Annotated in this window: 24 protein-coding genes; 17 read left to right on the forward strand and 7 right to left on the reverse strand. The window is 70.0% G+C overall.

The annotated features are described in order from the left end of the window. Positions 1-15 precede the first annotated feature (15 nt). Complete coding sequence (locus Q7C18_RS10065) at positions 16-1,215, forward strand: aminotransferase class I/II-fold pyridoxal phosphate-dependent enzyme (protein ID WP_311025287.1); 1,200 nt, start codon at positions 16-18, stop codon at positions 1,213-1,215. Positions 1,216-1,252: 37 nt separating this feature from the next. Here Q7C18_RS10065 and erm read toward each other — a convergent pair whose 3' ends face one another. Together erm and Q7C18_RS10075 are read right to left on the reverse strand one after the other, a co-directional pair. After that, entirely contained in the window at positions 1,253-2,017 is a 765-nt protein-coding gene (gene erm / locus Q7C18_RS10070) for a 23S ribosomal RNA methyltransferase Erm (RefSeq protein ID WP_311025288.1), read from the reverse strand. Positions 2,018-2,366: 349 nt separating this feature from the next. Then, a complete protein-coding gene (locus tag Q7C18_RS10075) occupies positions 2,367-2,795 on the reverse strand; it encodes a VOC family protein (protein WP_070160340.1) in 429 nt (142 codons plus the stop codon). A gap of 290 nt (positions 2,796-3,085) precedes the next feature. On the opposite strand from Q7C18_RS10075, the gene Q7C18_RS10080 reads away from it, so the two are divergent. Beyond that, positions 3,086-3,721, forward strand: coding sequence for a DUF998 domain-containing protein (locus tag Q7C18_RS10080; protein WP_311025289.1), 636 nt, complete (start codon positions 3,086-3,088; stop codon positions 3,719-3,721). Between the two features lie 10 nt (positions 3,722-3,731). On the opposite strand, the gene Q7C18_RS10085 is transcribed toward Q7C18_RS10080, so the two are convergent. Continuing rightward, positions 3,732-4,520, reverse strand: a complete 789-nt coding sequence (locus tag Q7C18_RS10085; RefSeq protein ID WP_311025290.1) for a TetR/AcrR family transcriptional regulator — start codon at positions 4,518-4,520, stop codon at positions 3,732-3,734. Positions 4,521-4,600: 80 nt separating this feature from the next. Between Q7C18_RS10085 and Q7C18_RS10090 the strand changes: the two genes are divergently transcribed. Both Q7C18_RS10090 and Q7C18_RS10095 read left to right on the forward strand, forming a co-directional pair. After that, entirely contained in the window at positions 4,601-5,536 is a 936-nt protein-coding gene (locus Q7C18_RS10090; RefSeq protein WP_311025291.1) for an ATP-binding cassette domain-containing protein, read from the forward strand. Next, positions 5,533-6,417, forward strand: a complete 885-nt coding sequence (locus Q7C18_RS10095) for an ABC transporter permease (protein WP_311025292.1) — start codon at positions 5,533-5,535, stop codon at positions 6,415-6,417. The genes Q7C18_RS10090 and Q7C18_RS10095 overlap by 4 nt, the downstream gene beginning before the upstream one ends. 146 nt (positions 6,418-6,563) lie before the next feature. Here Q7C18_RS10095 and purB read toward each other — a convergent pair whose 3' ends face one another. Continuing rightward, a complete protein-coding gene (gene purB / locus Q7C18_RS10100) occupies positions 6,564-8,027 on the reverse strand; it encodes an adenylosuccinate lyase (RefSeq protein ID WP_311025293.1) in 1,464 nt (487 codons plus the stop codon). Positions 8,028-8,236: 209 nt separating this feature from the next. Between purB and Q7C18_RS10105 the strand changes: the two genes are divergently transcribed. Together Q7C18_RS10105 and Q7C18_RS10110 are read left to right on the forward strand one after the other, a co-directional pair. Then, a complete protein-coding gene (locus Q7C18_RS10105; protein WP_311025294.1) occupies positions 8,237-8,722 on the forward strand; it encodes a hypothetical protein in 486 nt (161 codons plus the stop codon). A gap of 62 nt (positions 8,723-8,784) precedes the next feature. Further along, on the forward strand, positions 8,785-10,755 hold the full coding sequence (locus Q7C18_RS10110; protein WP_311025295.1) for a hypothetical protein: 1,971 nt from the start codon (positions 8,785-8,787) through the stop codon (positions 10,753-10,755). A 24-nt stretch (positions 10,756-10,779) separates the two neighbouring features. Here the strand turns inward: Q7C18_RS10110 and Q7C18_RS10115 are convergent, their stop codons facing one another. Further along, a complete protein-coding gene (locus Q7C18_RS10115; RefSeq protein ID WP_083277521.1) occupies positions 10,780-11,175 on the reverse strand; it encodes a phage holin family protein in 396 nt (131 codons plus the stop codon). A gap of 55 nt (positions 11,176-11,230) precedes the next feature. On the opposite strand from Q7C18_RS10115, the gene Q7C18_RS10120 reads away from it, so the two are divergent. The 4 genes from Q7C18_RS10120 to Q7C18_RS10135 are packed head-to-tail and all read left to right on the forward strand — an operon-like array spanning position 11,231 to position 16,254. After that, positions 11,231-12,376, forward strand: coding sequence for a histidinol-phosphate transaminase (locus Q7C18_RS10120; protein WP_083277519.1), 1,146 nt, complete (start codon positions 11,231-11,233; stop codon positions 12,374-12,376). Between the two features lie 58 nt (positions 12,377-12,434). Continuing rightward, positions 12,435-13,562, forward strand: a complete 1,128-nt coding sequence (locus Q7C18_RS10125) for a thiamine pyrophosphate-dependent enzyme (protein WP_070160353.1) — start codon at positions 12,435-12,437, stop codon at positions 13,560-13,562. Continuing rightward, positions 13,559-14,740: an alpha-ketoacid dehydrogenase subunit beta gene (locus Q7C18_RS10130; RefSeq protein WP_237090049.1), complete on the forward strand. Its 1,182-nt coding sequence runs from the start codon at positions 13,559-13,561 to the stop codon at positions 14,738-14,740. The genes Q7C18_RS10125 and Q7C18_RS10130 overlap by 4 nt, the downstream gene beginning before the upstream one ends. Positions 14,741-14,775: 35 nt before the next feature. After that, on the forward strand, positions 14,776-16,254 hold the full coding sequence (locus Q7C18_RS10135; protein WP_311025296.1) for a dihydrolipoamide acetyltransferase family protein: 1,479 nt from the start codon (positions 14,776-14,778) through the stop codon (positions 16,252-16,254). Between the two features lie 41 nt (positions 16,255-16,295). Here Q7C18_RS10135 and Q7C18_RS10140 read toward each other — a convergent pair whose 3' ends face one another. Then, positions 16,296-16,967 (reverse strand): GerMN domain-containing protein, encoded by a 672-nt coding sequence (locus Q7C18_RS10140; RefSeq protein WP_070160357.1) that lies wholly within the window; start codon positions 16,965-16,967, stop codon positions 16,296-16,298. Positions 16,968-17,473: 506 nt separating this feature from the next. Between Q7C18_RS10140 and Q7C18_RS10145 the strand changes: the two genes are divergently transcribed. The 6 genes from Q7C18_RS10145 to Q7C18_RS10170 all read left to right on the forward strand — a co-directional run bounded on the left by Q7C18_RS10145 (position 17,474) and on the right by Q7C18_RS10170 (position 22,976). Next, entirely contained in the window at positions 17,474-18,319 is an 846-nt protein-coding gene (locus tag Q7C18_RS10145) for a CoA ester lyase (RefSeq protein WP_311025297.1), read from the forward strand. 3 nt (positions 18,320-18,322) lie between these two features. Further along, the gene (locus Q7C18_RS10150; RefSeq protein ID WP_311025298.1) at positions 18,323-19,588 is read left to right on the forward strand and encodes a multidrug effflux MFS transporter; all 1,266 of its coding nucleotides are present in this window, start codon (positions 18,323-18,325) and stop codon (positions 19,586-19,588) included. A 162-nt stretch (positions 19,589-19,750) separates the two neighbouring features. Next, the gene (locus Q7C18_RS10155) at positions 19,751-20,860 is read left to right on the forward strand and encodes an enoyl-CoA hydratase/isomerase family protein (protein WP_311025299.1); all 1,110 of its coding nucleotides are present in this window, start codon (positions 19,751-19,753) and stop codon (positions 20,858-20,860) included. Continuing rightward, on the forward strand, positions 20,853-21,635 hold the full coding sequence (locus Q7C18_RS10160; RefSeq protein ID WP_070158820.1) for an enoyl-CoA hydratase: 783 nt from the start codon (positions 20,853-20,855) through the stop codon (positions 21,633-21,635). The genes Q7C18_RS10155 and Q7C18_RS10160 overlap by 8 nt, the downstream gene beginning before the upstream one ends. Before the next feature lie 87 nt (positions 21,636-21,722). Then, a complete protein-coding gene (locus tag Q7C18_RS10165; RefSeq protein ID WP_311025300.1) occupies positions 21,723-22,400 on the forward strand; it encodes a hypothetical protein in 678 nt (225 codons plus the stop codon). Positions 22,401-22,442: 42 nt separating this feature from the next. Next, positions 22,443-22,976: a DUF1648 domain-containing protein gene (locus Q7C18_RS10170; protein ID WP_070158815.1), complete on the forward strand. Its 534-nt coding sequence runs from the start codon at positions 22,443-22,445 to the stop codon at positions 22,974-22,976. Between the two features lie 12 nt (positions 22,977-22,988). Here the strand turns inward: Q7C18_RS10170 and Q7C18_RS10175 are convergent, their stop codons facing one another. Next, complete coding sequence (locus Q7C18_RS10175) at positions 22,989-24,758, reverse strand: AMP-binding protein (protein WP_311025301.1); 1,770 nt, start codon at positions 24,756-24,758, stop codon at positions 22,989-22,991. Between the two features lie 291 nt (positions 24,759-25,049). On the opposite strand from Q7C18_RS10175, the gene Q7C18_RS10180 reads away from it, so the two are divergent. Next, positions 25,050-26,219: an acyl-CoA dehydrogenase family protein gene (locus Q7C18_RS10180; RefSeq protein ID WP_070158818.1), complete on the forward strand. Its 1,170-nt coding sequence runs from the start codon at positions 25,050-25,052 to the stop codon at positions 26,217-26,219. Positions 26,220-26,418 lie beyond the last annotated feature (199 nt).

The following is a 26,418-nucleotide window of genomic DNA, read 5'->3' on the forward strand; positions in this document are numbered from 1 at the left end:
GATAGGCTGGCGGGCATGAAACCGTCGCAGCGCTCCGAGGTCCCCGGCTTTCAGGTGATGAGCATCCTCGCTCAGATCGATGCCCTGCGCGCGCAGGGCCGCGACGTCGTCTCGCTGACCGCCGGCGAGCCAGGCTCGGGCGCTCCTCCGGCGGTCAATCGCGCCGCCGCGGAGATCCACGCCCAGGGCACGGTGCTCAACTACAGCGCCGCGCTGGGGATCCGGCCGCTGCGGGAGGCCGTGGCCGCCCACTACGCCGACTGGTACGGCGTCCAGGTCGACGTCGAGCGGGTGGCCATCACCACCGGGTCATCCGGGGCGTTCCTGCTGAGCTTCCTGGCGGCCTTCGACGCGGGCGACCGCGTGGCGCTCGCCCGGCCGGGCTATCCCGCCTACCGGAACATCCTGGCCAGCCTCGGCATCGAGGTGGTGGATCTGGACTGCGGCCCTGAGGTCCGCTTCCAGCCCACCGTGGAGCTCCTGGAGCAGGCGGCGGCCGACGGCGGCCCGCTGTCCGGGCTCATCCTCGCGTCCCCGGCCAATCCCACCGGCACCATGATCGGCCGTGAGGAGCTCGCCTCTCTGGTGGACTGGTGCCGGGAGCAGGACGTGCACCTGGTCAGCGATGAGATCTATCACGGCATCACCTATGGAGGGGCCGGTCCGGCCCCCGGTCGCCCGTCTCCCGGGGTGAGCGCACTGGAACTGACCGACGACGCCGTCGTGGTGTCCTCGTTCTCCAAGTACTGGGGCATGCCCGGCTGGCGCCTGGGCTGGGCGGTCCTGCCGGAGCATCTGGTGGATCCGGTCTCGCGGCTGGCCGGCAACGTCTCCCTGTGTCCGCCGCACGGCTCCCAGTTGGCCGCCGTGGAGGCCTTCAGCTCGGAGTCGATGGATTTCGCCGGAGCACAGGTGGAGCAGTACGCCGCTGCCCGTCAGCTGGTGCTGGACCGGCTGTCGGAGCTCGGCTGGGGCCAGCTGGCGCCCGCCGACGGCGCGTTCTACGTCTACGCGCACATCGGCGAGCACCTGGCGGAGTTCGGGGACTCCCCGGCCTACTGCCAGGCGGTCCTGCAGCAGGCCGGGGTGGCGATCGTCCCCGGCACTGACTTCGATCCCGTGGCCGGTCACGAGTGGGTGCGCCTGTCCCTGGCACCGGGGCCGACCGCCGTCGCCGAGGGTCTCGACCGGATCGTGGCCTTCCACCGCGGGTGAGCCCAGGGTCGACCGACTGAACCCTGCGCTGACCGAGTCAGGGAGCCCGCCGCCAGAGGGCGGCCCACTGCTCAGCAGTCAGACGGCCGGGGGCAGCATCGCGACGCACCCCCGCAGCGCCCAACAGCGGGCCCACCTCGCGGCGTGACAGTCCGAGGCCGTGCTGCAGGATCTGCCCCATGCCGCGGCCCGGTCCGGTGAACGCCCGGTGGACGAAGGCCGCATACGCGCTCCGGTCCGTGTGGGGGACCAGAGGGCGCTCCCGCCGTGCGATGGTCAGCAGTCCGCCGTCCACGGCAGGGCGGGGTCGATACGCCGACGCGGGGATCCGTCCCTCCAACCTGAATGCGTAGTACGGGGCCCATTGGGCGGTCATCATGGTGGATCCCCCGACGCCGGCACGTCGGCGGGCGACCTCCCATTGGGTCATCAGCACGGCATCGGTCCAGCCGGGGGCATAGAGCAGCCGCCGGAGGATCGCCGTCGTCAGGTGAAAGGGGAGGTTGCCGACCACCACGTGGGGCTCCCGGGGGAGACGGTGGGTGAGGAAGTCCCCTTCGACCACCCGGGTGCGGCGGCCAGTGCGCTGGTCCAGACGCCGGGCCGCGCGGGTGTCGATCTCCACTGCGGTGAGGGGGCGTCTCAGCGTCTGCAACGGCAGGGTCAGGGCGCCGTCTCCGGGGCCGATCTCCAGGATCGGGCCCTCGGTGCGGGCGACGAGCGCCACCACGGTCCGGATGGCGCGGGGGTCGATGAGGAAGTTCTGGCCGTGTTCGTGACGGCTGTGGGCATAGGTGTGCACAGTGATCTCCAGATCGCGCAGGGATCACGCTGGGCAGCACGAGGCGCCGCGCAGCGTGGTGGTCAGCTGCGGCGGCGGGAGAGCATCAGGGACTCGTCCGGGTCACCAGGGCAGGGCTGCCGACGGCGCGCGGGCGCGCAGGCAGGCAGAGGCCAGCGGTGGACTACGGGAAGAGACGGAGCTCGAGGGACGCCTAGATCAGCGCCGAGCGCGGACGTGCCGCGACCACGCCTCGAGGTTCAGCTGCTCATCGCCGCTGAGCCCGTGCGGGGACGGGCCACGGCGATGATGTAGATGGCGTTGAAGGAACCCATGGGCATGAGGGTAGCAGAGGCCGGTCTGGGGCTGATCAGCCTTGCGAGGCGGTCTCGGCGGTGTTGAACATCCAGGTGACCCCGAACCGGTCCTTCAGCATGCCGAACCGGTCACCCCAGGGTGCGCGTTCCAGCGGCATGAGGACCTCGGAGTGCTCGCTCAGGTCGTTCCACCAGCGTTCGAGCTTCGTGTTCTCCGAGGCGTCGGGCTCGTTGACGCTGAGCGCGATGGTGCCCAGCCCGTTGCTCTCCATCCCGGGCGGCAGGTCGGAGGCCATCACGTGCAGGCCGCGGTCCACGAAGAGCGAACCGTGCATGATGCTGTCCTTGTTCTGGTCGTCGACCCCCATGCCTTCGCCGTAGGTGAGCATGCCCAGCTCTCCGCCGAACACGGCATGGTAGGTCTCGAGCGCCTCGCGGGCGGTGCCGGGGAGCTGCAGGTAGGGGGTCAGCGCGACAGCCATGATGGAGCCTTCCTCGCAGGGTCGGGGCCGCTCGGGCCTCGAGTCACAGGTGGTGTGGGTCCGTACCGCGACGGCGGATGCCGAGAGACTCGGTCGGGTTCCCGCCGGCCGCGGAGGGGCCTGTGCCTGTCATCGTGCTCCGGTTCGCACGCGAGGGGAAGGGCCGCTCGCCCGGGGTTCGAGATTCCGCGCGTCACGACGTTCGTGACCATCGGCACGTGCCTCGCAAGGGATCCGCCCCCTAAGCTGAGGCATCCGTAGCTCGGCCCGTCGGAGAGGGTGCTGTGAGCATGTCGAGTCTGTTGCTGGGAGCGCCGCTGTTCGGCGCTGTCCTGTTCATCGCGGTCTTCCTGATCGACGGGGCCACACGGCCCGGCTACGATCCTCGCCGCCAACCCGTCAGCGCCCTCGCCCTGAGCTCTCGCGGCTGGGTCCAGACTGCCAACTTCCTCCAGCTCGGCAGCGCGCTCATCCTCGGGGCCTCCGTGCTCATCCGACAGGCCTTCAGCGGCGTCTCTGGGTCAGACGTCCCCTGGGCAGGCCTGATCTGGGCAGGCGGCGTCGCGGTCCTGGGCCTCGCCGTGGTGGCCTCTGGGCTGTTCCGCATGGACCCCATGCGGGGATATCCGCCGGGCAGTCCCGCGGGCGACCCCGAGGTGCTGTCCCGGCGGCACCGGCGGCATGACCAGGCGGGCTCCGTGGTGTTCCTCGGGCTTCCGGTCGTGATGATCGGGGTGGTCGTGGTCCCTGGCCTGGACACGGCGGTGCGGGTCGCCGCCGTCGTCGCGGGCCTGGCCACGGGGTGGTTGGCCGTGGGATTCGGGGAGCGATGGGAGCAGGACGCAGGGGATGCCGGTCTGTGGCAGCGGGCCCATCTGGTCCTCGGGATGCCGAGCCTGGGAGCTGTGGTCCTGGCGGTGGCGTGACCCGCGCTCGTCAGTGTCGAGTCGCCGTCTCCGCAGCGCCGCCGGCGCGGGACTCCAGGCCCGCGATGATCAGGTCCAGACCGAGGTCGTACTCCGCCTCGACGTTCTCCACCGGTGGTTCGTCAGTGGCTGGGGGTGAGGCGGTGGACCCCGGCGAGTAGTCGCCGGCCTGATAGAGCGGAGCCACGTGGGGGTAGCGCTCTTCGGTGATGACCTCCTTGAGCATCGCGGCGCCCTCCTCGGTGACGGTCAGCTGGCCCTCCTGCGCCAGGGCGAGCTCCAGCTCGGTCATCGAGGCCACGTGCTGGGAGACCACGAGAATGATGCCGATCTTGTCGTCCCTGGTCAGGGGCAGGGACTCCAGAGCCTGGAGCCCGAGGTCGGCGAGGCGCATCTGGTTGGGCATCAGCACCGAGACCTGTCCCCGGGGAATCTCGCGGAGCCAGGGGTGGGCCCGCCAGACCTCCCGGATCAGCGCGGCCCACTGTCGGAGCGCCTGGCGCCAGTCGGGATCGAGCGTGACCTTCTCAGAGAGCCGCGCGGCCGCATCACCCATGAGCTGCAGCATCTCCTCCTTGCCGGAGACATAGCGGTACAGCGACATCGTGGTGAATCCCAAGGACTTCGCCACGGCCTGCATCGTGACCGCGGCCAGGCCCTCCTCGTCGGCGATGCGGACCGCAGCGGCCACGATCCGCTCATGGCTCAGGCCGCGGCTCGGGCCGCGCTGCGGCGTCTCCTGCATGCCCCAGGCGACGGCGACCGCGCGGGGGAGGCCTGTCTCAGTGGTGTCGACCATGACGTGCATTCTCTCACCTGGACGAGTACCACCTGACATTGACTGTGTACGAACTACACTGTGTATGTCATACTCTATGTATGACGTACACAGACAGTCGCGGCGCGGCCGCGCCGGAGGACGCCCCTCCGCTCATCCATGTCACCGGGCTGAGGAAGAGCCACGGACGCCATCGAGTCCTGGACGACCTCACCCTGTCACTGCCCCCGGGCGTCCACGCCCTGCTGGGTCCCAACGGCGCCGGCAAGACCACGTTCGTCTCGATCCTGTCCACCCTGATCCCCCGGGACTCAGGCGAGGTGCGGGTGCTCGGACTGGACCCCTGGACCGATCGGCGGCAACTGCAGCGGCTGATCTCCCTGACCGGTCAGCATGCCGCGGTCGACGAGTCCCTCTCCGGGGAGGAGAACATGCAGCTCATGGGCCGCCTGTTCGGACTGTCCCGGTCCCGAGCCCGCGAGCGGTCCGAGGCGCTGCTGGCGAGGTTCGGCCTCACCGAGCACGCCCGCCGCCGGGCCGGCACGTACTCGGGAGGCATGCGCAGAAAGCTGGACATCGCCGTCGGGCTGATCCCCGAGCCGCGGCTGCTGTTCCTGGACGAGCCCACCACCGGGCTCGACACACGGAGCCGCCAGGCGCTCTGGGATGAGATCCAGGCCCTCGCCGACCAGGGCACCTCCGTGTTCCTGACCACCCAGTACCTCGAGGAGGCCGACGTCCTGGCCGATCAGGTCCTGGTGCTCCACGGCGGTCGGATCATCGCCAGGGGCACTGCCGAGGAGCTCAAGGCGCAGGTGGGCGGCTCCACCATCGAACTGCGCGACGACGCCGGGCACGTCTGTGAGGAGATCCCCACCGGGGGAGAGGTCGACGACGTCGCGCGGGTGCTGCACGGCATCGCTGAGTCCCGACCGGGCATGCGTGTCACGGTGCGTCGCCCCAGCCTGGACGAGGTCTTCCTCCAGCTCACCGGCGCCCCGCCCACCGATCAGATCACCGAGGAGGCCCTGTCATGACCAGTACGAGCACCGACGAGCTCGCCGCCGTCCGGCCCGCCCGTCAACACCAGGGCGCCGAGGGCGCCGAGATGCCGCAGACACCGACTCGGGTTCCCCCTGGGGCGCCCGGAGCCGGGCTGCTGACAGGCCTGGCGCAGTTCTCTCTGCGCAGTCTCCGTCATTCCTTCCGGGACGTGGAGTCCGTGCTGATGGCCGTGCTGCTGCCGGTCATGCTCATGCTGATCTTCACCTTCGTCATGGGGGAGGCCATGGCGATCGGGGACGGCAGCCGGGCCGACTACCTGGCCTTCGTGCTGCCGGCCATCGCGCTGACCGCCGCCGGATTCGGCGCCTCCCACACCGCCGTCGTCGTCAGCAACGACGTCACCACCGGCTTCATGGACCGGCTGCGGACCATGCCCTTCCCGGCGGTCACGGTGCTGCTGGGCCACACGGTGGCCTCCATGGTGCGCAACCTGCTGGCCACAGCCGTGGTACTCGGGGTGGCCTTCGCCGTCGGCTTCCGCACGGATGCGGGCCTGCCCCAGCTGCTGGGAGCAGTGGGGCTCATCGCCCTGTGGATCCTGGCCATCACCTGCGTCTTCGCCCTGCTCGGACTGGTCTCCGGTTCGGCGGAGTCGGCGAACGGCTACGGGTTCATCCTGCTGTTCCTGCCCTATGTCTCCAGCGGCTTCGCTCCGGTGGAGACGATGCCCGGATGGCTGCAGGGCTTCGCGCAGCACCAGCCGATGACACCCATCATCGATGCCGCCCGCGCCCTGATCACCGGGACGGAGGTTCCCTCGACCTGGTGGGCCGGCCCGCTCTGGTGCCTCGGCTTCGTGATCCTCGCGGTGTGGCTCACCGCGGTCGTGTTCCCGCGCAAGGTGACACGATGAGGCGCTGACAGTCTGAGGCGCTGACAGTCTGAGACGCTGACAGTCTGAGGCGCTGACAGGCTGCGCGGCCGATGCGGCCGTGAACGACGAAGGGGGCCGCCGAAGCGGCCCCCTTCACCGTGTCTGCGCTGCTCGCTCGGTGCCGGTCACTCGGTGCCGGCGAACTCCCGGGCCAGCCGCGTCGCGAGGCCGGTGTACCGGGCCGGGGTGAGGCTCTTCAGCCGGTCCTCGGCGGCGGGGCTCAGCCCGAGTCCGGCGACGAACTCCTGGAGCTTCTCGGCGTCCACGCGGCGGCCGCGGGTCAGCTCCTTGAGCCGTTCGTAGGGGTTCTCCATGCCGGAGGTGCCCGCGATGGCTTCTGCGCGCATGACGGTCTGGATCGCCTCTCCCAGGACCTCCCAGTTGGCGTCCAGGTCGGCGGCGATGACCTCGGCGGCGACGTCGAGCTGCTTCAGGCCCTTGGTGACGTTGCTCAGCGCCAGCACCGAGTGGCCGATGCCGGTGCCGATGTTGCGCTGGCCCGAGGAGTCGGTGAGGTCGCGCTGCCATCGGGACTCCACGAGCGTGGAGCCGAGGGAGTCGAGCAGGGCGTTGGAGATCTCCAGATTGGCCTCGGCGTTCTCGAAGCGGATCGGGTTGACCTTGTGCGGCATCGTCGAAGACCCGGTGGCCCCGGCCACGGGGATCTGACGGAAGAAGCCGATGGAGATGTAGGACCAGATGTCTACGCACAGCCCGTGCAGGATCCGATTGAAGCGGGCGATGTCCGCGTAGAGCTCCGCCTGCCAGTCATGAGACTCGATCTGGGTGGTCAGCGGGTTGAACGTCAGTCCGAGCTTCTCCACGAACCGCTGTGCCAGCGCCGGCCAGTCCAGCTCCGGTGCGGCCGCCAGGTGGGCGGCGTAGGTGCCCGTGGCGCCGTTGATCTTCCCCAGGTACTCCTGAGCTTCGACACGACGCACCTGGCGGGTCAGGCGGTGGACGAAGACGGCGATCTCCTTGCCGAGGGTGCTGGGAGTCGCTGGCTGGCCGTGGGTACGGGAGAGCATCGGCACCTCGGCGGCCTCTGCGGCCAGGGCGCCCAGACCGTCCAGCGCCGTGCGGGCCGCAGGAAGCCACACCTGCTCGACGGCGTCACGGATGCCCACCGCGTAGCTGAGGTTGTTGATGTCCTCACTGGTGCAGGCGAAATGCACCAGCGGGGTCAGCTCACCGAGTCCGAGTCCGTCGAGGCGACGGGCGATGAAGTACTCCACCGCCTTCACGTCATGGACCGTCTCGGCCTCGATGGCGGCCAGCTCGGCGACCTGGTCCGGCCCGAATCCGGTCACGATGCCGCGGAGCCCGGCGATCTGTTCCTCCGTCAGGATGGGCAGGCCCGGCAGCGCCTGCTCGGTGCAGAGGTGGATGAACCATTCGACCTCCACGTGGATGCGGTTGCGGTTCAACGCGGCCTCGGAGAGGTGGTCGATCAGCGGCGCGACGGCGGGGCGGTACCGACCGTCCAGCGCACCCAGGGCGATCTGCGGCTCGGCGGCGGCGAGGCTGACGCGGTCCTGGTCGGCGGAGGACGGCGTGGACACGGCAGGGGAGGAGACAGAGTTGGCCATGCCCGACATTCTTCCACGGCCGAGGGGCGCAGGTGCAGGCCCGTCACAGGCGGGCTCCTCCACAGGGGCCGGACGACGGCGGCGACATGCCCGGGCTATCCACAGACCGCCGCCCCGGGCGGCGCAGTGAGCGGTGCGCCGCCTAGCGTCGACGGCGTCGTCCCTGTTCAGTCAGCCGCCGTCGAGCGGCCGAGCCCCGAGGAGTTCCCGTGTACAGTGCCGCAGCTGCCCACTTGGACCAGGTCGCCACGGTCTATGACGAGATGGCCGCCCGGTACCGGCGCGCAGCGGGTCTGGGCCCTCAGCAGCGGACGCAGCTCGTCCTCGCCCAGGACGCGGTGCGGTGGGAATCGTTGGCCGGAGACGCCTTCCGCGGGTTGATCGACCTGCTGATGGCCGACAGCGCGGGGGTCAGCGAGGAAGCTGAGGACTTGGCGTCCGAGGCGTCGATCCTCGCGGGGGTCATGCGGGAGGGAGCGCAGGTCGCGCGCCATCTGGCCGCGATCCTCGACGCGGTGGCCGGGCTGGACATCGTGGGGATCTCCGGCGAGGTCCTGCTGCGACGAGCGCGCGCGGCAGTGGACGACGTCATGTCCCTGGGGAGCTTCCTCGACGACTACGGGGGAGTTCCGCCTGGGCTCGGCGACGTGATCGCAGAGGTCCTGCGACCGCCTGTCGAGCAGAACGCCACCTGACGGCCACTCCATCAACCACCCCATCCACCACCCCGTCGACGACACACTGTCAGGAGATGACCATGGATCCTCCTGCCCCTCAGTTCCCCGTGCCGGTGCCCGTGCGCCCGCACACCGCCGATCACGGTCCGTTCACCGTCAGGGTCTCTGGCGGGGACACGACGATCGACGTCGCCTGGGAGACGCTCCTCGCGGCCTCGTCCCACGTCGGGGCGGCTCAGGAGCTCGCGGGGAGGCAGCTGGACGACGTCGCCGCGAACAACACGCTGCTGCTGGTGCCACGTCCTCAGATCCCCCACTGGCGGGCGCCGCTGCTGGTGGCCCGGAGTGCGAGTCTCAGCATGCGGATCATCTGGATCAGCGGTCTGGTGGAGAAGTGTGTGTCGGCGATCGAGTACTCCCACGACAAGTACCGCGAGGGCGAGTCGATGATCCGCCGATGGCTGCAGATCAGCGAGCTCATCTCGGAGACCTCCTACGTCATCGATCAGGCCGGTCAGGGGGATGGGAGGCTGGCCGGCGACTGGGCCCGCAGCCTCGGTGTGCTCGGCGGGCAGGAGGCGCTTCGGCTGGTGGCGGCGTACTTCACGCGTGGGCGATCAGGTCTCGGGGGCGGCAGGCCCAGCGGGCGCGATCGGTTCGAGGACGGTGCCGGGTTCGGGTTCCTGGCGATCGCGAAGCTCCAGGAGGAGAACGCGCTGGCCGCGTATGAGATGGCGAGACATGATTTGAGGCTGGGTGATCAGACGGGAACGTCCTTCCACCACGGCGACGGAACGCTGCACTCGTGGTACCAGCAGATGGGCCAGGTTTCGGAGGAGGGGGACCTCGCGGTGACGACCGTCGCCGGAGATTCGGGCGAGACCACGTACATGGTGCATCTGCCGGGACTGGATATGGACATCACCGACCTCAACCGGCAGGACGGCAGGGGGTACCTGGGTCTGGTCGACTCGGCGTTCAACGACGCCGAGCAGCTCGCCGATGTGGTCGATGAGGCATTGGAGAGCCTGGGGGCGCAGGAAGGAGACCAGATCGCTCTGTCCGGCTACAGTCTCGGCGGGATCGCGGTGACCAATCTGGTCCGGAACGGCAGGCTGGGGGAGAAGTATGACCTGGTCGCCGCGACGAGCATCGGAGCCCCGGGCCGACACGGCGGCTTCCCGCCAGGGACGCAGACCTCGACCACGCATATCCAGAACCGTCGTGATCCTGTGCCGCACCTCCTCGGCGAGCACCAAGGAACCGGGGTGAACCGACAGGTCATCGAGGTCGCCCATCACAACGAGGACGCCCGGCCCGAGGACCCCTCGCTGTTCGGCGATGCCCACAGCTACCAGCATTACCTCGACATCGTCGAGGAGCTAGAGACCAACCCGGAGGAGCACCTCGGTGAGGGCGGGGATGCGCTGCTGCGAGACTTCTCCACGCTGTACCAGGGCCAGGCGGAGACGCACGTCTTCCGGACGGGATGGGAGGAGAACCCGGACAGCCAGGACCCGGACCTGTTCGACCCGGAGTTCTGGGAAGCCACGGGACTGACGACCGGCGTCTGGGAGTCCATCGAGCGGTTGGACGTCTTGGGGATCGGAGACGCGTTCGGCCCGGTGACACCGGTGGAGGATCCCGAGACGCCAGGAACGCCGGACCTCGAGGACACCGCACCACCTTCTCCCTCCGAGAGGACACGGGGCGCCGGCACCCTCGACTCCGGCACCCTCGACGCCGGCGCACTGGGATCTGCCGGTGAGGAGGACGGTCAGGGCCTGGCTGGGGAGCCCGGAGGTGCTATCGGGGAGGAGTCGCTCGGCGGCGCCGTCGGATCCGACGCCTCGGCGGTGCGGAGCCAGGCGGAAGCCGCCGCGAATCCCCAGGAACCGGTCCGCGGCCACCGTGACCGCGCGCAGCCGCTCACCCCCGGCGTGATCATCCCGACCACCCCACGGTCCGGTCCGGCGCCGGGCGCCGACGACGGCGAACCGTCCGTACCGCAGCCGCTCACCCCGGCCGTCATCGGCCCGCCGGAGCGGTGAGCCCCCATCCCGGCGGCCCGGTGATCAGGCCGCGCGTGCCGCCGGATCCACCAGGAACCGGCCTAGGATCGCGGAGACCAGGGAGACGATGATGGCCCCGAGGATCGCATCCCAGAAGAACGACCCGACGACGAACTGTACGGGGAAGAAGGAGGTGACCCAGCCGGTGAGCATGAGCATCGCGGCATTGATCACCACGGCGAACAGGCCCAGCGTCAGGCAGGTGATCGGCAGGGCCAGGAGGGAGAGGACCGGTTTGATCACGGCGTTGATGACCCCGAAGACAGCCCCGACGAAGAGATAGGCCAGCAGGACCATCCCGATGTCGTCACCGGCGCCTTCGACGCCGATCCCAGGGAGGAGCAGAGCCGCCGCGCCCAGGGCGCAGGCGTTGAGCACGATCGCCAGTAGGATTCTCACGAGGACGATCATCTCATGTCAGAGATGAGAGAACCCTGAGAGGATCATGCGACCCATGAGCACCACAGACCACGACACCGCCCGGACGGCTGACCGGCTGACCCGCAGCGTCGCGGGCACGGTCACCCCGCGCCCTGCCCTGTCCCTGCTGCCCACCTATGCCGCAGGCAAGCCGCCTCGCCCCGCCGAGGGGCTCACCCCCTACAAGCTCTCCTCCAACGAGAATCCGCTGGGCCCGGTCCCCTCCGTGGAACGGGCCATCGCCTCGGTGGACACCGTCCACCGCTACCCGAACCCCGGTGCGGAGCAGCTGCGTGCCGCGCTCGCCGAGACCCTCGACGTGCCGGTGGAGGACATCGTCACCGGAACGGGCAGCCTCGGCGCCCTGACCCAGGTGATCAGCGCCTTCGCCGGCACAGGGCCCGACGGCGTTCCTGACGAGGTGATCTACGCCTGGCGCTCCTTCGAGGCCTACCCCATTGTGGTCCGCACTGCAGGCGCCCAGGATGTCCCGGTGCCCGTCACGCAGGACGGTCGCCACGATCTCGAGGCGATGGCCGCCGCGGTCACGGACCGGACCCGGGTCATCCTGCTGTGCACACCCAACAACCCGACCGGGCCCGCGCTGCGGCATCAGGAGGTCGTGGACTTCCTGGGGAAGGTCCCCCGCGACGTCGTCGTCGTCATCGACGAGGCCTACCTGGAGTTCGTGCGCATCGAGGACCCCGTGGACACGCTCGCGCTGTACCGCGAGCACCCGCAGGTCGTGGTGCTGCGGACCTTCTCCAAAGCACACGGTCTCGCGGCCCTGCGGGTCGGCTACTCCATCGCCTCACCGGAGGTGACCCAGCACCTGCGCAAGGTCGCGGTCCCGTTCGGCGTCTCCACGCTGGGTGAGGTCGCAGCGATCGCATCGCTGGAAGCTCTGGACGAGGTGAACTCCAGGGTGCAGAATCTTGTACAAGAACGACAGAGAGTCCGGGACGCCCTCATCGACGCGGGGTGGAACGTGCCGGACGCGCAGGGCAACTTCATATGGCTGCCGTTGCGGGACCACGCAGGTGACTTCGCCCACGAGGCCGGGCTCCAGGCCCTCGCCGTGCGGGCCTTCGACGGCGACGGTGTACGAGTCAGCATCGGCGAAACCGAAGCCAACGATCGGCTGATCCAGTTGTGTAAGACCTACACACGGACGAGCTGACCGCAGCTGACAGAATGAACGGTGGCCCACCCTTGATGCCACCGGAGAGGAGCACGCCGTGCAGCCCATCCAGCTGCTCGCGCCCGACGGAACCTACACCGAGCATGACGTGTACAGCGAGTACATCGCCGCGCTCGGAGAGCAGGATCTGCGCGACCTGTATCGACTCATGGCCACGGAGCGGCGCATGGACGCTGAGGCGACCTCGCTCCAGCGCCAGGGCCAGCTCGCCCTCTGGGTGCCTGCCCTCGGACAGGAGGCCGCCCAGGCCGGAACCGTCTCAGCGCTGAAGCCCACGGACATGATCTTCCCGACCTACCGGGAACACGTCATGGCCCTCCACCGCGGCATCCGCCCGGACCAGATCATCCAGCTCTTCCGCGCCACCGCGCACAGCGGCTGGGACCCCCGTGAGCACGCCATGAACGTCTACATGGTGGTGCTCGGCGCCCAGACCCTCCACGCCGCCGGGTGGGCGATGGGCATCCAGCGGGAGCTCGAAGCGGGTGACCTCGCCGACGGGCGGGCGGAGGACGAGATCGTCCTGGCCTGCCTCGGCGATGGTGCCAGCAGCCAGGGAGACGTCCACGAGTCCATGGTCTTCGCGAGCTCCTACGAGCTGCCGGTGCTCTATTTCATCCAGAACAACCATTGGGCGATCTCCGTGCCCTCCTCCACGCAGTCTCGGAGCCCGCTGGCCGCTCGCGCCGCCGGGTACGGCTTCGAGGGGGTCCAGGTGGACGGCAACGATGTGCTCGCCAGCTATGCGGTGGCCGCCCACATGGCGGGACAGGTGCGCGCCGGCGGACCGAAGCTCATCGAATCGGTCACCTACCGGATGGGCGCCCACACCACGGCCGACGACCCCACCAAGTACCGCAGCGCGGACGAGGTGGAGGCCTGGCGCGCCAAGGACCCGCTGGACCGGTACCGTCGCTGGCTCGAGGCCGAGGACCTCGCCGATGACATCTACTTCTCCGAGGTGGACCAGGAGGCCGCCGAGGTCGCGGCCGAGCTACGCCGGGCCGTCCAGGAGATCGATCCGCTGCCGCTCGAGGAGGCCATGGACGCCGTCTACGCCGAGCCGCACCGGCAGGTCGAGACGGACAAGGCGTGGTTGAAGGAGTACGAGGCCGGCTTCGTCGATGACGACGCCCTGGCCGGCGGAGAGGCTGGTGCCCGATGACACTGATGAACCATGGCCAGGCACGCCGGGCGGAGTCCCACGCGCCCTCGGCACGCAGCTCCCGCCGAGGTGCACGCGGGACGCGCCCCGCGGCCCCCACACCGTCCTCACCGGACGTCGTCTCCACGGCCTCTTCGGCACGCAGCGCCCAGGAGGCGGTCGGACACGACGACGGCGTCGAGACGCCCGCACCTCCGCGGGAACTCGTCCTCGCCAAGGCGATCACCGCGGCGCTGCACGATGAGCTCGCCGCTGACCCGCGCACCCTGCTCATCGGGGAGGACATCGGCGCCCTGGGCGGCGTCTTCCGCGTCACCGACGGGCTGCAGAAGGAGTTCGGCCCCCGGCGGGTCATCGACTCTCCGCTGGCGGAGTCAGGAATCGTCGGCACCTCCATCGGTCTGGCGATGCGCGGGCACCGTCCGGTCGCCGAGATCCAGTTCGACGGCTTCGTCTTCCCGGCGTTCAACCAGATCACCACCCAGCTGGCCAAGATCAGCTCCCGCACCGCGGGGAAGGTGCACCTGCCGGTGACGATCCGGCTGCCCTACGGCGGCTCCATCGGCTCGATCGAGCATCACTCCGAGTCTCCGGAGGCGCTCTTCGCGCACACAGCGGGTCTGCGCATCATCACGCCGTCGAACGCGCATGACGCCTACTGGATGACGCGTCAGGCGGTGCGCTGCGAGGACCCGGTCATCATCCTGGAGCCCAAGCGCCGATACTGGCTCAAGGGCATGGTGGACTTCTCCACCCCCGCCCAGGACGCCTTCACCGCCCAGGTGGTGCGCGAAGGCACCGACGCCACGATCGCCTGCTACGGGCCCCTTGTGCCGGTGGCTCTCGCGGCCGCGGAGGCGGCGGCCCAGGACGGACGCAGCATCGAGGTCGTCGACGTCCGCTCGATCAGCCCGCTCGACGACGAGACCATCGCTCGATCGGCGGCGAAGACGCAGCGGCTCATCGTCGCCCACGAGGCCCCCACCTTCGGCGGCTTCGGCGCGGAGATCGCCGCCCGAGTGAGCGAGCGGGCCCACCACCGACTCGTCGCCCCGGTGCTTCGGGTGGGCGGCTTCCACATGCCGTACCCGCCGTCGCAGCAGGAGCACCGCTACCTGCCGGACATCGATCGCATGCTGGAGGCCGTGGACCGCAGCTTCAGCCATCCCCGCCGCTGATCCCGGCGTCGACAACGAACGGAGAGAGACTGAGCATGGTCGACACCTTCAACCTGCCTGACGTCGGCGAGGGGCTCACCGAGGCGGAGATCGTCTCCTGGCGTGTGGGGGTCGGGGACACGGTCGAGGTCAACGACATCGTCGTCGAGATCGAGACCGCCAAATCGCTGGTGGAGCTCCCCATCCCGTACGCCGGCCAGGTCCAGGAGCTCGTCGCGGACGAGGGCGAGACGATCGAGGTCGGCAGTCCGCTGATCCGCATCGCTGTGGAGGGCTCCCCGAGCCCCGAGACCGAGCCGTCAGCGGCTCAGTCGGCGGAACCGGCGGCCGCCCCCGCCCCCGTCGACGAGGAGTCTGCCGGGACGACGAGCTCTGCCGGGACGACGAGCTCTGCGGCACAGGCGACGTCGACCTCCACCCCAGCGTCCTCTTCGCAGAGCGGGGACTCGCTGATCGGCTCCGGGCCCAAGGCGGACTCGGCCCGGCGCCGTCCGCGCAGCGGGCACACCACCCCTGACCTGGTGGACGTCTCGGATCTGGGACTCCCGGACCTGGACCCTTCAGGCGGGCGCCCCGGCGACGTCGTCCCGGCTCCCGCTGCGGGCGCCTCGGACATCGGCGATCTCGTGGCGAAGGCGAGCCCGCCGGTCCGGGCGCTGGCCAAGCGTCTGGGTGTGGCGGTCTGGGAGCTGGTCGGCTCCGGCGGCAACGGCAAGATCACCCGCGACGACGTCGAGCGCCGCGCTCGTCAGAAGAACGGGGAGAAGGCCCCGGCGACAGCGACCCCGGCCGAGCCGCCGTTCACCGGCCTGCTCCGCGAGGGCCCCCGGGAGGAGAAGGTTCCGGTGCGCGGCATCCGGAAGGCGACGGCGACGAATGTGAGCGCCTCCGCCTCCGAGGTGCCGCATGTCAGCGTGTTCAAGGAGATCGACGTCACGCGCACCATGGAGCTGCGGACCGCGCTGAAGCAGGACCCCTCCTACGAGGGACTGAGCGTGTCTCCGCTGCTCTTCGCGGCCAAGGCGATCATCTGGGCCGCCCGCCGCAACCCGCAGGTCAACGCCACCTGGCATGACAGCCACTACTCGGTGAAGAACTATGTGAATCTGGGGATCGCTGCGGCCACCCCGCGGGGCCTGATGGTGCCGGTGATCCATGATGCGCAGACCTACAGCACCCGTGGCCTCGCGGCCGCCATCACTCAGCTGACGGTGGACGCCCGGGATGGGAAGACTGCCCCGGCGGACATGCAGGGCGGCACGATCTCTATCACCAACGTCGGCCCGCTGGGCCTGGACGGCGGCACCCCGATCCTGCCTCCGGGCCAGGCCTCGATCGTCCTGCTCGGCGCCGTGCGGCGCAAGCCCTGGGTGGTGGGTGAGCAGATCGTCCCCCGGGACGTGATGACCATCGGCGGGTCCTTCGACCACCGCCTCATCGACGGCGACCACGCCGGACGGTTCATCAGCGACGTCGGTGCGGTCCTCGAGCAGCCCGGACTGCTTCTGGACTGAGGGCGCCTGGTGGGCTGACGACGTCGGCGTTCCGGGCAGGGTCAGCGGATGATGTCGGTGACGCGCTGCAGGGTCAGCGGACCCTCCGTCACCTCGATGCCCAGCACGTGGGCGAACGGCTCCCCGTCGAGCAGGATCTCGGCCTCCTCGGCGCCGGTGGCGGCGCGGGCGGTGGCCTCCAGCTGGGAGTGGATCTGCCAGGACTCGCAGGCGCCGCGCACCGTGGGCTCCCCAGTGAGATCCACGGTGACGACGTCGTCGTCGACGGTCACGGAGTCGAGCTCCAGTCCCTCGGAGATGGCCAGCGGATTCAGGTAGGCGGGGTCCCCGTGGTGGTAGTGCTGGTCCTGCAGCAGGAACTCCACGGCGCTGCGTGCCGGGTCCTCGGTGACCATCGGTACGGAGGCGATCACGGACACGGTGTCTTCGCAGCCGAAGGTGTCGGTCCGGTAGACCTCGGTCTGCTGCACGCTCCCGACGTCCTCCCGGATCCGGACCACGCCCTCCTCGTCGATCGGGGCGTTGACGCTGTGGCCCTGGGGGCTCACCAGCCCGAGGGGCAGGCGGACCGTGTCATCGGCCTCATGTTCGGGTGCTGGGATGGCCTGGTCCGGCTCCGTGGGAGCGTCCTCGTCGTCGCCGCCGCAGCCGGCCAGCAGCAGCGCAGCAGCTGCGGCCGCGCCGCACAGGCGCAGGGAACGGCGGAGAGTCATGGGAGCCAGAATACGAGCCCTTCCGCGGTTCAGCGAATTCGGCGGAGCTCCGCAGGTGTCACGAGGTGGAGGGAGCGGGCGGGAGGCCAGAACGGGGGTGCCTCCCGCCCGCTGGGCGAGAAGGGACCGGGCGGCTGTCAGGGGTGGGATGATGCGCACCCGGCCAGCAGATCTTCTCGCGGGGCAGAACACGATGCCCGAGGGAACGGAAACTCGGACATCGATTTTCTGTCGGGCCGGAGACGAGGGGGATGTCTCCATGACGGTTCAAAGTTGAACCGTGGCCCATCACTATGTTCCTCTGCACGGCGGCCGGTGTCAATCCCCGCCACGTTCCGCCGAACCGTCGTCGATCGCCGCGGACAGCGACCATCGATCGCGGCAAGCATGGGCGGCGTCGGTGGGGGCCCGGGAGCGCCGGGGGTGCCCCCATCGGTGCTTCTCAGCATGCGGGAGGCGGGTGCGTCAGCCCGGCCCACCAGGCGGCGGGACGATAGGCTGGGCCCATGCCGATTCGCAACCGACGCGCCGCCGCTCTGCCTGCCAAGCTCTCCCGCTCCTGGCTGCTGATCAATGCGGCCAAGCAGGAGGACTTCGCCCCCGGCCTCGCCAGCGAGGCGGACTCGGTGATCTTCGACCTGGAGGCCTCGGTGCCCGATGACGGCAAGGTCGCCGCCCGGGCCGCCGTGCTGGAGGCGCTCAACGGCGGGATGACCGCCTGGGTCCGCATCAGCCCCACCTCGTCTCCGCACTGGGAGGACGACGTCGCCGCGCTCTCCAAGGCCGAGGGGCTGCGCGGGGTCATGCTTGCCGAGACCGAGCGGCCGGAGCAGGTCACCTACACGGCCATGCGTCTGCGGGCCGGAACTCCGGTGATCGCGCTGGTGGAGTCGGCCCTCGGCGTGGAGAACGCCACACAGATCGCCTCGGCTCCCGGCACCTTCCGCCTGGCCTTCGGCACCAATGACTTCCGCAAGGACGTCGGCGTCTCCGCCGACCCCATGGCGCTGGCCTATGCGCGGTCGCGCCTGGTCATCGCCTCCCGTGTGGGCGGACTACCGGGCGCCATCGACGGCCCGACGCCGCCCGATGCGGAGGAGGCCGCCGTCATCGAAGCCTGCGGTGTGACCGCCTCGATGGGCATGACCGGCAAGCTCTCGCTCAACCGCGGGCAGGTGGACCTGGTCAACAAGGGTCTCAGCCCCTCCGACGATGAGCTCAACTGGGCCCGCGAACTGATCGAAGCGCATGAGAAGGGCGCCTCCATCGGTGACGGCTCCTACCTGCCGCGTCTGGCCCGCGCCCAGAAGATCGCGTCCCTGGCCGACTCCTACGGCCTCTGGAACGCCTGAGCCGTGCCTGACTGTCAGGAGCGGACCGCGCTGGCGCCCGGGGAGCTGCTGACCCCGGCGGAGCGGCTGCGGCTCATTCTGGTGCTGGGCGTGCTCATCGCGCTGGGTCCGCTCACCGTGGACATGTACCTGCCGGCCCTGCCGGCCATCCGCGACGACCTGATGACCACGGAGGCCGCCGTGCAGCTGACGCTGACCGGTACGCTCGCCGGCCTGGGTCTGGGACAGCTGCTGGTGGGCCCGCTCTCGGACGCGGTGGACCGTCGTCGTCCGCTGCTGGTGGGGGTGGCCGTCCACGTGGTGGCCTCCGTCGGCTGCGCGCTCGCCCCGGACCTGGTCGCCCTCGGCGGCATGCGGGTCCTGCAGGGCCTCGGGGCGGCCGCGGCCGCCGTCGTCGCGATGGCCGTGGTCCGGGATCTGTTCGTCGGCATGGCGGCCGCGAAGATCCTCTCCCGTCTCATGCTGGTCATGGGTGCGGCCCCGGTGCTGGCCCCCACGCTCGGAGGGCTGGTCCTGGCTCTGGTGTCCTGGCGGGGCGTGTTCGTGGTGCTGGCGATCCTCGGCGTCGCGATCACCGTGGTGGCCGCGATGCTGCTGCCCGAGACGCTGGCGCCGGAGGACCGGCGCCGCGGAGGCCCGCTCGGCACGCTGCGGGACTGCGGCCGGCTGCTGGGCGACCGGCCGTACGTGGGTCTGATCCTCGTGGCCGGGTTGGCGATGTCGTCCCTGTTCGGCTACGTCTCCGGGTCCTCGTTCGTCTTCCAGCAGGTCTACGGGCTGGACGAGCAGCAGTACGCGATCGTCTTCGGCCTGGGCGCAGTGGGCCTGATCATCGCCACGCAGTGCAACGTGCGGCTGCTCCGCCGTTTCGCCCCCGCCCAGGTGATGACCGGCGCTCTGGTCGCCGGCACCGCCGCGGGCGTGGTCCTGCTGCTGCTCGCCGCCACGGGCGTCGGCGGTCTGCCTGGCCTGCTCGTCCCGCTGTGGTTGGTCCTGGCCGCCTGCGGGCTCGCCCTGCCCAATGCGCCCGCGCTGGCGCTCTCCCGTCATGGGGAGGCCGCGGGCACCGCCGCCGCACTGCTGGGCGCCGTCCAGTTCGGCGTGGCCGCCCTGACGGCCCCGCTGGTGGGCGTGCTCGGCGCAGGCGCGACAGGGATGGCCATCGTCATCGCTGGAGGCATGGCCGCGGCCACCGCGGTGGCCCTGCTGGTGGTCCGGCCCTGGCAGATCGAGGCCTCCGCGACGCCGGCGGGTCCGGTGGCGCACTGAGCCGACCGGGTTCCGGAACCTCCTGATCAGCGCCGCGTCCGTGCCGTCGTCGGCGCGTTGAACGCGTCCCTGTGGGCCGGTACATTGTGGTGAGACCCAGGTCACTCCCTGTGCTCTGGGTTCTCATCGACCGACGGGTCCGCGGACCGGCAAGGAGGCGTGATGGGCAGGGAGACTTTCACCGGCGACGTCGCATTCGAGGTCCGAGGACATCTCGGCATCATCACGTTGAACCGGCCCAAGGCCATGAACGCGCTGACGCAGCTGATGTGCGAGTCCGTGCTCATCCAGCTGGAGGAATGGGCCGCCGACGACGCCGTCGCCCAGGTGCTCGTCCGGGGCGCGGGGGAGCGGGGGCTCTGCGCGGGCGGAGACGTCGTCGGCGTCTACCGGGACATGGTGGAGCATCAGGACCACGACGGCGGCCCGATGCTTCCTGACGGCACCCCCGCCTATCAGGCGCATTTCGCCACCGAGGACTTCTGGGCGGTCGAGTACCGCATGAACCTGCTGATCTCCCAGTACCCGAAGCCGTACATCGCGCTGATGGACGGGTTGGCGCTCGGCGGGGGCATGGGCATCTCCGCGCACGGCTCCCACCGGATCGTCACCGAACGCACCCGGGCCGGGATGCCGGAGACCACCATCGGGTTCTCGCCCGACGTCGGCGGTACCTTCCTGCTGGGTCATGCGCGGAGGAAGGTCGGCCTGCACGCGGGGATGCTGGGGCTCCACCTGGGAGCCGCGGATGCGATCTTCGCCGGACTGGCGGACACCCGGATCGACTCGGGGTCCATCGAAGCGCTGATCCGCGAGCTGACCAGTCGCCCAGTGGATGAGGCGCTGCCGGAGTTCGCCGTGGAGCCGGGAGACTCCGCCCTGGGCGCGGCCGAGTGGATCAACCACGTCTACTCCGGCAATGATGTGGACATCATCCTCGCCCGGCTGGACGGTGTGGCCGGGGAGATCCCGGAGGCCGCCGAGGCGGCGTCCACGCTGCGGGCGCGTTCCCCGCTGTCCGTGAGGGTCGCGCATCGTGCCATCACCACGGCGGCGGAGCTCTCCCTGGCGGGTGCCCTCATCCAGGAGTACACGGTGGGGATGCATATGCTGCGCTCCCATGACTTCCGGGAGGGGATCCGTGCCCAGCTGGTGGACAAGGACCGCAGCCCGCGCTGGAACCCCGCCCGGCTGGCCGACGTCGACGACGACCTGCTCGACCATTTCTTCACCCCGGTGCCCCACAAGATTCTGGAGCTGCCCCATGACTGAACAGACGTACACCACCATCAAGGTCTCCTCCGCCAAGCGGGTCGGGAGGATCCAGCTGAACCGGCCCGCCGCGCTGAACGCGCTCAACGCAGAGACCATGGAGGAAGTGGTCGCTGCGACCGTGGCCTTCGACGCCGACCCGCAGATCGGTGCGATCCTGCTCTCCGGTTCGCAGAAGGCGTTCGCCGCCGGGGCGGACATCAAGGAGATGTCCGAGCAGTCCTTCGCCGACATGTACGCGGCGGACTGGTTCCGCCGCTGGGAGGACCTGGCTCGAGTGCGGACCCCGATCGTCGCCGCCGTCTCCGGCTACGCGCTGGGCGGCGGCTGTGAGCTGGCGATGATGGCCGACATCATCATCGCGGGCACCGGGGCGAAGTTCGGCCAGCCGGAGATCAACCTGGGCGTCATCCCGGGGATGGGCGGCTCCCAGCGGCTCACCCGTTCCGTGGGCAAGGCCAAGGCCATGGACATGGTGCTCACCGGCCGCCACATCGACGCCGAGGAGGCCGAGCGGATCGGCCTCGTCTCGCGGGTGGTCCCGGACGGGGAGCTCGACGCCGAGGCGAAGACGGTGGCCGAGCTGATCGCCTCCAAGTCCAAGCCGGCCGCACAGATGGCCAAGGAGGCGGTGGCTGCGGCCTTTGAGATGCCGCTGGCCAGTGGGCTGCAGTTCGAGCGCCGAATCTTCCACTCGCTGTTCTCCACGGAGGACCAGTCCGAAGGTATGGACGCCTTCGCGAACAAGCGGAAGCCTACCTGGCAGCACCGGTAGTCATCGCCTGCTGCTGTGTGGGCCGTGAGGACGAATCATCCTTCCGGCTGATCCTCGCGCGGCGCGACGCCTGGCAGGCTGGAGCCCATGAAGGAATGGGGCAAGCGGCGTCGGCAGCGGAAGGTCCGTCCGGGGGACGGCCGTGCCTTCGTTCCGATGCAGTGGTGGCATGTGCTGCACCGCTCGGCCTTCCATCTGGAGCTTCCCGTCTCCGACGGGGCCGCCGGTGGGCCTGACGAGGCGCGGCCGACGGTGGACTACCAGGTCGATGTGGACCATTTCTCCGCCGAGTTCGAGGCCTCGCTGTACCGTGAGGGCCGCCAGGTAGGCGTCGGCGCCTCCCCGGCCGCGTTCTCCGTGCGGGGTGGTGTGGTGGAGTTCGCCGCCAGCCTCTACGGTCTGAAGCGCATGCACTACGTGCCCGACGACGGAGGGCCCACCCGCATGCTGGAGCCGGACCCCCGCTCCATGGAGGGGCTGCGCGCAGAGTTCGACCGTCGGCGCCCCCGGGCCAGTCGTGCGGTGGGCTGGGCCGCCGTCGTGATCCTGGTCGTCGGGCTCGTAGTGGGCGGGCTGCAGCTGGCCGAGGTGGTGTCCCGCTGGGATGTCGTACCGGAGTCCTGGGGCGTGTTCATCTCCCCGGTGACCCTGCCCGGCTGGGCGAACGTCACCCTGACGGTCGCGGCGGTGGGTGCGGCCCTGGAGCGGGCGCTGACCCTGCGCCATCACTGGTTGCTCGACGGCGGGCTCGGGGACTTCGACTGATGAGGACGCACATCACGCGCAAGACAGGAGAGAGGACTGGCTGTGGGGGACGCTGAGACGAGCCGGGCGCAGGCGCCGGAGCCGGAGGTGTATGGCGGATGGCAGGACCGTCCGGAGCCGGACTATGAGTTGGGCTCGGGGTGGAGGACCCTGCGCTGGGCGAGCGTGGTGGTCGGCGCGGTTCCGATGCTGCTCATCGGCTGGCGTGCCCTGGAGGAGCCCGGTCAGGTGCCGGTGCATTTCGCCATGGACGGGTCGGTGAACAGGATGGGATCACCCTGGGAGCTGTTCCTCGCCCCCGTGCTGATCTGGCTGCTCTGCGTGCTCGGCATGACGCTGCTTTCCCGGCACCCGCGGATCTTCAACTTCCCGAAGCCGTTGACCAGTGAGAACGTGCAGGACATGTACCGACTCGGGGAGAGGATGCTGATCGCCCTGGCCGCATCGGCGGCGGTGCTGTGCTGGGGGATGGTCGGGGCTATGCCGGGGATGCCGCTGTTCTGGCTCACCTGGGTCGGCGGCGCAGGTGTCGTCGGGGTTGCCGCCGTCGGGATCTGGCAGATGGTCAAGGCCTGACCCGGCTCCGCCTCAGGTCCGGAGCGCCGGCAGCTCGGCGTCGCGGAACTCCTCGGTGCCGCGCTCGCCGCCCCGGCTCTCCTCCAGCGCCCGCAGCTCCACCCGGCGGATCTTCCCGGAGATGGTCTTCGGCAGCTCGATGCGCTCGATCCTCCGGATCCGCTTGAACGGCGGCAGCTTCTCCCGGCAGGACGCCAGGATCGAGGTGGCCGTCTCTTCATCCCAGTCCCAGCCGGCCGCCAGGACCACGTAGGCCTTGGGCACCGCCAGCCGCAGCTCGTCCGCGGCGGGCACGACGGCGGCCTCCGCCACAGCGGGGTGCTCCACCAGCACGGACTCCAGCTCGAAGGGCGAGATCCGGTAGTCGCTGGACTTGAAGACGTCGTCGCTGCGGCCCACGTAGGTCAGCACCCCGTCCTCACCCCGTTGGACCACGTCTCCGGTGTGGTACAGGCCGTCGCGGAAGACCTCCGCCGTGCGTTCGGGGTCTCCCGCGTAGCCCTTCATGAGTCCCACGGGCCGGCGCGTCCCGGACTGCTCGGCGCGCAGGCACAGCTCCCCCTCCTCGGCCTCCTCCCCGGTGCGGGGGTCGATCAGCACCACGTCGAAGCCGGGCAGGGGCCGACCCATCGAGCCGCGCGTCACCGGCTGGCCGGGAGTGTTGGCCACCTGCAGCGTGGATTCGGTCTGTCCGAAGCCGTCTCGGATGGTGCAGCCCCAGGCCCGCTCCACCTGGTCGATCACCTCGGCGTTGAGCGGCTCCCCGGCGGAGACGGTCACCCGGGGCGGGTGCTGCAGCAGGGTGAGGTCGGCCTGGATGAGCATCCGCCAGACGGTGGGCGGGGCGCAGAAGCTGCTCACCCGGTGGGCGTCCATCTGGGCCATCAGTTCGGCGGCGTCGAAGCGGGTGTAGTTGTAGATGAAGATCGTGGCCTCGGCGATCCACGGGGTGAAGAAGTTGGACCAGGCGTGTTTGGCCCACCCAGGTCCGGCGACGTTGAGGTGGACGTCTCCCGGCTGCATGCCGATCCAGTACAGCGTGGACAGGTGCCCCACCGGGTAGGAGGTGTGGGTGTGCTCCACCAGCTTGGGCAGCGAGGTGGTCCCGGAGGTGAAGTAGAGCAGCAGGGTCTCGTCAGCCGGGGTCGGCTGCACGGGGGTGAATGTCGCGGAGGCGTGCCGGGAGTCCTCGTAGTCCAGCACAGTCCGCCCGCTGTCCGGCGGCGCCCCCGCCCCCGGCACGTGGATGAGGGTGAGGTCGCCGTCGACCTCCTGGAACTTCGCCAGGTCTGCGGGGCCGGCCACGGCCCAGCGCGCCTGTCCGCGGCTGACCCGGTCCTGGAGGTCGGCGGGCCCCATCTGCGTGGTGGTGGGGATCAGCACGGCGCCCAGCTTGATGCCGGCGAGCATGACCTCCCAGAGTTCCACCTGATTGCCCAGCATGAGGATCATCCGGTCGCCGCGTCGGACGCCCTGAGCGGTCAGCCAGTTCGCCACTCGGTTCGATGCGTCGCGCAGCTGGGCGAAGGTGCGGCGCAGCACGGTGCCGTCGGCCTCGGCGATCACCAGGGCGTCCTGGTCGGCTCGCTCCCCGGAGGCGACGACGTCGAACCAGTCCAGGCCGAAGTTGAAGTGGGAGAACCGAGGCCAGCGGAACTCCTCACAGGCCCGGTCGTAGTCCTGCTGGCAGGCCACCAGGCGGTCCCGGGCCTGGCGGAACGCGGCGGCGCGCTCGGCGCTGGTCAGGGCGCTGGAGTCGAGTGAGGCGTTGTGGCTGGTCATGTCCTGGAGAACCTCCCACTGGCTGCGTGCGGCGTCAGTCGACACGGGATCCGACGTGATCGCCGGGCTGACAGCTCCAGCCTACGACAGGACCTGACCTCCTGTGATGCGCGTCACCGGTCAGGCCATATACTGAGGGTCCCGAGGCGGCCAGGCCGAGATCCGGCACCGCCTGGGACCCGAGACCGGGGTGCGTCCCTCCCGAGGGGGCGCGCCTCCCCATCCCGGCCCCGGCGCGGCTCATCATGGCCGGCTCCAGGAGCCGGCGACCATGCGAAGGAGCTGGTGACGGTGACCGTTGCTGTCCAGTACCCCGAGGGCGACCTGCTGAAGACCAGGCGCCACCTGTCCGCTGAGGAGGACGAGCGCCTCCGTCACATCGAGGCCTTCGTGCAGGAGAGGCTCCGCAAGCCCTCCCTCGAAGCGTGGAACGAGGAGCGGTTCCTGGCCGAGGCGCTGCCGTCGCTGGCGGACCTGGGGCTCGGCGGTCTGGAGATCGACGGCACGTCCCGTCTCTTCAAGGGCCTGGCGCACGCCGCCGTCGCCCAGGCCGACGTCTCCATGTCCGCAGTGCTGGGCATCCACAACGAGCTCATCGTGGGTCTCATCCACGCCTATGGCTCCGCGGAGCAGAAGGAGGCCTGGCTGGGGCGCCTATCCCGCTTTGAGGCGCTCGGCGCCTTCTGTCTCACCGAGCCGGACCACGGCTCGGACATCGCCGGCGGTCTGGCGACCACGGCTCGCCGGGAGGGCGACTCCTGGGTCATCAACGGCACCAAACGCTGGATCGGGATGGCCACCATCGCTGACATCGCCCTCATCTGGGCCCGTGACGTCGCCGACGACGCCATCAAGTGCTTCCTCGTGGAGACGAACACTCCCGGGTACCACGCGGAGATGATCCGCCACAAGATGGGGTTGCGCGGCATCCCCAACGCCGACGTCGTGCTGGAGGATCTGCGGGTTCCGGCTGAGGCCAAGCTGCCCGGCGCCCGAAGCTTCGCGGACACCAACGTGCTGCTGTGCAGCTCACGGGCCTGGGTCGGCTGGCAGGCGGTCGGTCTGCAGCACGCGGTGCTCGACGTGGTGCGCACCTATGTGACCGATCGCGAGCAGTTCGGCCGCCCGCTGGCCTCATTCCAGCTCATCCAGCAGGCCATCGCCGAGATCTCGGGGAACCTGACGGCGACACAGGCGCTGATGACGCAGATCACCGCACTCCAGCAGGAGGGACAGCTGGAGATGGTGCACGCGGCTGCTGCGAAGGCAACTGCGACCCGCCTGGCCCGGGCGTCCGCGGCCCTCGGGCGGGAGGCCCTGGGCGGGAACGGCATCACCACCGACTACGAGGTCGCCAAGCTCATGGGGGACGCCGAGGCCATCTATACCTATGAGGGCTCCTACGGGATCAACTCCCTGATCGTGGGGCGGGCACTCACCGGGGTATCGGCCTTCGTGTGATGGGGAGGCCGCAGCCAGGACGGAGCTGATGGTGCTGGCGCGGGTGCTGGAGGACGCGATGCGGCTGGTCTCCTCCAACTGCCTCGGTGAGGATTCGCAGGTCCGCCGGGGCCGACCCGTGCGTGGAGGACCGGCGCGACGACGTGCTCGGCTGAGCAGGTCAGTCAGCGGGGAGTTCAGTGGTGTGGCTGGGCTGGTG

It is taken from the genome of Nesterenkonia sp. CL21 (assembly GCF_031705515.1).
Lineage (GTDB): Bacteria > Actinomycetota > Actinomycetes > Actinomycetales > Micrococcaceae > Nesterenkonia > Nesterenkonia aethiopica.

Bases quoted from the DNA above. Each gene is read 5' to 3' on its own strand.
- Q7C18_RS10065 (WP_311025287.1), top strand. From the start codon at position 16: ATGAAACCGTCGCAGCGCTCCGAGGTCCCCGGCTTTCAGGTGATGAGC.
- Q7C18_RS10075 (WP_070160340.1), bottom strand. From the start codon at position 2,795: ATGGCTGTCGCGCTGACCCCCTACCTGCAGCTCCCCGGCACCGCCCGC.
- Q7C18_RS10080 (WP_311025289.1), top strand. From the start codon at position 3,086: ATGTCGAGTCTGTTGCTGGGAGCGCCGCTGTTCGGCGCTGTCCTGTTC.
- Q7C18_RS10085 (WP_311025290.1), bottom strand. From the start codon at position 4,520: ATGGTCGACACCACTGAGACAGGCCTCCCCCGCGCGGTCGCCGTCGCC.
- Q7C18_RS10090 (WP_311025291.1), top strand. From the start codon at position 4,601: ATGACGTACACAGACAGTCGCGGCGCGGCCGCGCCGGAGGACGCCCCT.
- Q7C18_RS10095 (WP_311025292.1), top strand. From the start codon at position 5,533: ATGACCAGTACGAGCACCGACGAGCTCGCCGCCGTCCGGCCCGCCCGT.
- purB (WP_311025293.1), bottom strand. From the start codon at position 8,027: ATGGCCAACTCTGTCTCCTCCCCTGCCGTGTCCACGCCGTCCTCCGCC.
- Q7C18_RS10110 (WP_311025295.1), top strand. From the start codon at position 8,785: ATGGATCCTCCTGCCCCTCAGTTCCCCGTGCCGGTGCCCGTGCGCCCG.
- Q7C18_RS10120 (WP_083277519.1), top strand. From the start codon at position 11,231: ATGAGCACCACAGACCACGACACCGCCCGGACGGCTGACCGGCTGACC.
- Q7C18_RS10130 (WP_237090049.1), top strand. From the start codon at position 13,559: ATGACACTGATGAACCATGGCCAGGCACGCCGGGCGGAGTCCCACGCG.
- Q7C18_RS10135 (WP_311025296.1), top strand. From the start codon at position 14,776: ATGGTCGACACCTTCAACCTGCCTGACGTCGGCGAGGGGCTCACCGAG.
- Q7C18_RS10140 (WP_070160357.1), bottom strand. From the start codon at position 16,967: ATGACTCTCCGCCGTTCCCTGCGCCTGTGCGGCGCGGCCGCAGCTGCT.
- Q7C18_RS10145 (WP_311025297.1), top strand. From the start codon at position 17,474: ATGCCGATTCGCAACCGACGCGCCGCCGCTCTGCCTGCCAAGCTCTCC.
- Q7C18_RS10155 (WP_311025299.1), top strand. From the start codon at position 19,751: ATGGGCAGGGAGACTTTCACCGGCGACGTCGCATTCGAGGTCCGAGGA.
- Q7C18_RS10160 (WP_070158820.1), top strand. From the start codon at position 20,853: ATGACTGAACAGACGTACACCACCATCAAGGTCTCCTCCGCCAAGCGG.
- Q7C18_RS10165 (WP_311025300.1), top strand. From the start codon at position 21,723: ATGAAGGAATGGGGCAAGCGGCGTCGGCAGCGGAAGGTCCGTCCGGGG.
- Q7C18_RS10175 (WP_311025301.1), bottom strand. From the start codon at position 24,758: ATGACCAGCCACAACGCCTCACTCGACTCCAGCGCCCTGACCAGCGCC.